Below are 4,465 nucleotides of genomic sequence, written 5' to 3'. Positions count from 1 at the left end.
GGCACGTTCCTCGACATGCGCGGTTGGAACAAGGGCAATGTCTGGGTCAATGGTCACCACCTTGGCCGCTTCTGGCACATCGGGCCGCAGCAGACCCTTTACGTGCCGGCTTCGTGGTTGAAGAAGGGGCGTAACGATATCGTGGTGCTCGAGATGCAGGCCGGTGGTTCACACACGATCGCCGGACTCAAGGATCCGGTGTTCGATACCCCTGCGAAGTAAGCGCGGGTACGCCGCCGGAGCCGTACTGCTCCGGCGGCGCCAAGCATCGCCTCAGGCCATGCGCGTGCCGTTGGGCACGGGCCGCTCGACGGTCGTGATCACGACGCCGTCGTCCGTATGAAACCCTGTCAGCAGGAACTGCGAACGCACGGGTCCGATCTGCTTCTCGGGAAAGTTGATCACGCCGACGATCTGCCGCCCGACGAGGTCGTCGGGTTGGTACACACCCGTGACCTGTGCGCTGGTCTTGCGCTCGCCGTGAGGCCCGAAGTCCACCCAGATCAGATAGGCAGGGCGCTTCGCTTCGGGAAAGATCTCGGCGCGGACCACGGTGCCTGCCACCAGCATCACCTTCTCGAAATCGTCCCAGGTAATCGTGTCACTCATCGTCAAGCTCGTCTTTGCTGCTACATGGTGAGGATGATCTTACCGACACTGGACGAGGACTCCATGCGCTTATGCGCCGCCGCGGCCTCGGCGAGGGGGAACGTGCTGTCGATGACCGGCACGAGCGTGCCGTCGTTGAACGCATCCAGCCAGCGATCGCGGAAGCGTCTCGTCATGGCCTGCTTGACACTCTGTGGGCGCGACTTCATCACCGTGCCGATGATCTGCAGGTGGCGATACAGCAGGCGGTCCAGGGGCAGGGAGGCACCCTTCGCCCCGCCGAGGAGGCCGACTTCGATGAGCCGTCCGCCGAAGTCGAGTGACGCCAGGTTGCGTTCGAAGTAGGGCGCACCGATGAAATCCACGATTACGTCGACACCCTTGCCGCCGGTCTCGCTCCCGATCACTTTCGCGAAGTCGTCGGTGTTGTAGTCGATGGCGATATCCGCCCCGAGCTCGCGCACGCGGCCGAGCTTGGTGGCGCTTGCCGTGGCAAAAACCCGTGCACCCGCCGCATGCGCGAGCTGCACGGCGGCAGAACCGACGCCGCTGGCCGCCGCGTGAATGAGGATGCTCTCGCCGGCGTCGAGCCGKCCGAGGTGGAAGGCGGCTTCGTGGGCGGTGACGAACGCCTCGGGAATACCGGCCGCCCGCACATAGTCGACGCCTTCGGGAATCCGCATGGCCATGCGGTAGTCTATGCGGGCCTGTTCGGCGTAGCCACCGCCACCGACAATACCCATCACGCGGTCGCCGATGGCGAAACCTTGCACGTCCTTGCCCACCGCGATCACTTCACCGGCAAGTTCCAGGCCCATGATGGCGGAGTCGCCGAAGCTGTCTTTCCCGTAGCCACCCGTGCGCTGGATGATGTCGGCGCGATTGACCCCTGCAGCATGATTACGGATGAGAAGGTCGCTGTCCCGAAGCTCGGGCTCTGCGACGTCCCTGAGCTGAAGGACATCGGCCGCACCGAACTCGTCGAAGACGATGGCCTTCACGGGTTTTCCTCGCCGCGCGCGAGTACRGCCTGCCAGCGGCGCGGCACGAGGCCTTCGGGGCCCGGCGTCGGTTGGTCGCGCGGATGGCTGTGCGGAGGCTTGAGCGACGGCCCGTCGAACATGTCGTCGGTGCGGTAATCGTAGAACCAGTCTTCGCCGGGCTCGAAGCTCTGGATGACGGGATGGCCGGTGGCATGCGCATGCTTGCTGGCGTGCTTGTGCAACGAGTCGTCGCAGCAGCCGATATGGCCGCACTGGGCGCAGCGGCGCAGATGGAACCACCAGGTGCCGGCCGCCAGGCACTCCACGCAGCCGTTGCCGCTGGGTTCGGCGGCCAGGTCGATACCGTCGTTTTCGCTGTTCATGGGCACCTCCTGAGGGGATGCCCCGATCCTACCCGATCAGAGAATGTGTCCGGCCCGGTTGAGTTCGATCAACTGCATGCTGTCGACCGAGGCGGCGAGGAAGCGCAGGGCGATACGTAATTCCACGCTGTTCGGGCAACCCCGCTCGAGTAGCCCTTCGATCCGTTCCGCGGCGTCGGCTACGGGCAGGTGTTCATGCTCCAGGGCGTGTCGGGCGACATGGTTGGCGCGGAACTGTGCTTCGAAGTAGTCGTGGTGCAGCAGGGCCTGGAGGAGCCCGAGGGCCTCCAGCGAGATCTCCTGTGCCGCGATGAGGTTATGCATCCGCTAATGAGAGCGTCAGCGCCGGACCCCTGCAATCCACCATCTGGCCTAAGTAGAATCGCGGTCACTCCCAAGCAAGGATCGTCATGGCCGTCGTCGCTACCGTACTCACCGTGCTGGTGATCCTTATCCACGTGTATATCGTGCTGCTGGAAATGCTGCTCTGGCGCACGCGTGGGCCGAAGGTGTTCGGCATTACGCAGGAATTTGCCCGTGACAGCGCCGCCCTGGCGTCGAATCAGGGTCTGTACAACGCCTTCCTGGTGGTGGCCCTGGTGCTTGGCCTGGCGCTGCGCGAACCGTTTGCCACCGCCTTCGTGTTCTACGGCCTGGGGTGCGTGGTGATCGCCGGCCTCTGGGGTGCGCTCACCGCGAGCCGTCGCATCCTGGTCGTGCAGGCCTTGCCCGCCGCCCTGGCGCTCGCCGCGCAGTGGCTCGCTCGCTGATCGGAAGGGGAGCGTAGCCTTTTATCGTCGAATCCGATGATATCCGTGACTGGATATGACGGAATTGCGATTCAATCGAGCTAATGCGTCGCCTGGCCATACGTTCGTGAAAGGTCTATTCGGCCACCGTGAAAAATCTGCCTAGTGGTCTATATTCAACGTGCAAAATCGGTAGTAGTTTCATCCACAGCTTCCCCAAAGCCGATATCGAGGCTTTCATGATTACTGAGCAGGCGGCGCCACGCGCGATCATTTTCGAAGACCATTCCGGGTTGGCCTCAGCGCTCACAGACTTACTCGTCGGTCGGCTGGGCTATGAGGTGGTGGCGTGCGCCGGGTGTATCGAAGATGCCATTCGCGTGGCCCACGTGGAGCGCTGCGACGTCGCCGTCGTGGACCTGGATCTGCAAGGCATCATGGCTTATCCCGCGCTGGACGAACTGATCCGTCGAGGCATTCCCTTCGTGCTCGCGACCGGCGCGATGCCACTCGACATCCCGGTTCGATACCTCGCTCCTCTCGTGTGCAAGCCCTATAGCGCGCAGCAACTGGAACACGCCATCCGCGAGGCTTGCGGACGCGTCGCGGTGCACGCGACAGCGGCCAGCGTCGCCTTGTCAGCAGCTGGCCGCGGCTGAATCAAGCCTCGGTCCGGATGCCCGCCCTTACGCGCAGCGTGTTCTCGACCTCCTTTACCCCCACGGTATCCACCACCGCGTCCTCGGCAAGGTGTTTCATGTAGCGCTCGGGCACGTCCCCGCTCAACGTGACCACGCCCTCCGACACGCCCACCTGGATGTTCGATGCGTCGATCGCGTCGTGCAGCGTCAGTCTTTCGCATACGTCCTCGCTGATGCGTTCGTCGGCGCGCGCGTAGCCTCGAGGACCGACACCCCGATATCCGCCGGGATAGCCTGACGCCGTCCAACGGCGTCCTTCGCCACCATGCGCGGAATCGCCCTCATCGCGGCCGAAGTTGCGGTGCCCAGGATGGCGTCCTTCGTAAGCATGGTGCCCGCCAAAGTCGCGGTGGCCTGGGTGTCGCCCGGCGCTGGCCTCATGACCCGCCTCATAGGGACTCGCCCCGAAGTCCCGCTGCTCGGGGAAACGACCCCGGTTGGCGTACATGCTGCCGAACTCGTCGCCCGGCACGTTACGTTCATCAAAACGACCCATGGTGGGACTCCGGCACGGTAAGAGTGGTCAGTCTTCGCTTTTATCCATGCAGGGCGCGTGGACGCGACGTAGTTCCCTTGTGGCTACCGGCGGTTTTGTCCACTATGGCCCGCACATCGTCGGAAACCGGCGATCCGCCAGACATCGTTACGGGGGTGAGATGTCGCGTATCAGTTTCGATGAGCCGTGGACCTTCGGGGGTCATCCATGGCGTAGTCTCAAGGACACGTCGTTCGGCGTGATCGTCGCGGATGCCCAGGGCGACATCGTCCACGTCAATGAACGTGCGGCGGAGTTGCATGGGTGGGTTCGACTGGCGGTGGGGCCGGAAGACTACAGCCGGATGTACAGCATCTTCACCGAAGAAGGTCGGCCATACCCGTCCGAAGATCTCCCGCTGGCCCGCGCCGTTCGTAAAGGCGAGACCAGCAAGCACGCCCGCTGGGTGGTTCRCCGGCCGGATGGCTCGCGGCAGACGATGCAGGGCTCAGCCTATCCCGTGGTCGACCATGAGGGAGACCAGGTCGCCTCCGTGCTGGTACAC

At 63.9% G+C, this 4,465-nt stretch carries 9 protein-coding genes; 4 read left to right on the top strand and 5 right to left on the bottom strand.

Features of this window, described 5'->3' with window-relative positions; all coding sequences use genetic code 11:
- Positions 1-222, top strand: a 222-nt coding sequence (locus tag AC1DSN_RS18810) for a beta galactosidase jelly roll domain-containing protein (RefSeq protein WP_477332187.1), incomplete at its 5' end; no start/stop codon positions are given.
- Between the two features lie 51 nt (positions 223-273).
- On the opposite strand, the gene AC1DSN_RS18805 is transcribed toward AC1DSN_RS18810, so the two are convergent.
- The 4 genes from AC1DSN_RS18805 to AC1DSN_RS18790 are packed head-to-tail and all read right to left on the bottom strand — an operon-like array spanning position 274 to position 2,299.
- On the bottom strand, positions 274-609 hold the full coding sequence (locus AC1DSN_RS18805; RefSeq protein ID WP_213950126.1) for a tRNA-binding protein: 336 nt from the start codon (positions 607-609) through the stop codon (positions 274-276).
- 20 nt (positions 610-629) lie between these two features.
- On the bottom strand, positions 630-1,610 hold the full coding sequence (locus tag AC1DSN_RS18800) for an NAD(P)H-quinone oxidoreductase (protein WP_477298954.1): 981 nt from the start codon (positions 1,608-1,610) through the stop codon (positions 630-632).
- Positions 1,607-1,975, bottom strand: a complete 369-nt coding sequence (locus AC1DSN_RS18795; protein WP_063570676.1) for a UBP-type zinc finger domain-containing protein — start codon at positions 1,973-1,975, stop codon at positions 1,607-1,609. The genes AC1DSN_RS18800 and AC1DSN_RS18795 overlap by 4 nt, the downstream gene beginning before the upstream one ends.
- Positions 1,976-2,011: 36 nt before the next feature.
- Complete coding sequence (locus AC1DSN_RS18790) at positions 2,012-2,299, bottom strand: hypothetical protein (protein ID WP_477332185.1); 288 nt, start codon at positions 2,297-2,299, stop codon at positions 2,012-2,014.
- Between the two features lie 86 nt (positions 2,300-2,385).
- On the opposite strand from AC1DSN_RS18790, the gene AC1DSN_RS18785 reads away from it, so the two are divergent.
- Together AC1DSN_RS18785 and AC1DSN_RS18780 are read left to right on the top strand one after the other, a co-directional pair.
- A complete protein-coding gene (locus AC1DSN_RS18785; protein WP_477332183.1) occupies positions 2,386-2,745 on the top strand; it encodes a DUF1304 domain-containing protein in 360 nt (119 codons plus the stop codon).
- A gap of 218 nt (positions 2,746-2,963) precedes the next feature.
- Positions 2,964-3,383 (top strand): response regulator, encoded by a 420-nt coding sequence (locus AC1DSN_RS18780; RefSeq protein ID WP_477298200.1) that lies wholly within the window; start codon positions 2,964-2,966, stop codon positions 3,381-3,383.
- 1 nt (position 3,384) lies between these two features.
- Here AC1DSN_RS18780 and AC1DSN_RS18775 read toward each other — a convergent pair whose 3' ends face one another.
- Complete coding sequence (locus tag AC1DSN_RS18775) at positions 3,385-3,921, bottom strand: BON domain-containing protein (protein ID WP_477332181.1); 537 nt, start codon at positions 3,919-3,921, stop codon at positions 3,385-3,387.
- A 160-nt stretch (positions 3,922-4,081) separates the two neighbouring features.
- Between AC1DSN_RS18775 and AC1DSN_RS18770 the strand changes: the two genes are divergently transcribed.
- Positions 4,082-4,465 (top strand): PAS domain S-box protein (locus AC1DSN_RS18770; RefSeq protein WP_477332179.1); only part of this gene is annotated, 384 nt, incomplete at its 3' end.

The sequence above is a fragment of the Luteibacter sp. P4_D7_3 genome, assembly GCF_056401735.1.
Note: the sequence above shows the minus strand (reverse complement) of the source record. Positions and strands in the feature narration are given on the sequence as shown.

Excerpts from the sequence above, each read along its gene's own strand:
- AC1DSN_RS18805 (WP_213950126.1), bottom strand. The coding sequence starts at position 609 with ATGAGTGACACGATTACCTGGGACGATTTCGAGAAGGTGATGCTGGTG.
- AC1DSN_RS18790 (WP_477332185.1), bottom strand. The coding sequence starts at position 2,299 with ATGCATAACCTCATCGCGGCACAGGAGATCTCGCTGGAGGCCCTCGGG.
- AC1DSN_RS18785 (WP_477332183.1), top strand. The coding sequence starts at position 2,386 with ATGGCCGTCGTCGCTACCGTACTCACCGTGCTGGTGATCCTTATCCAC.
- AC1DSN_RS18780 (WP_477298200.1), top strand. The coding sequence starts at position 2,964 with ATGATTACTGAGCAGGCGGCGCCACGCGCGATCATTTTCGAAGACCAT.
- AC1DSN_RS18775 (WP_477332181.1), bottom strand. The coding sequence starts at position 3,921 with ATGGGTCGTTTTGATGAACGTAACGTGCCGGGCGACGAGTTCGGCAGC.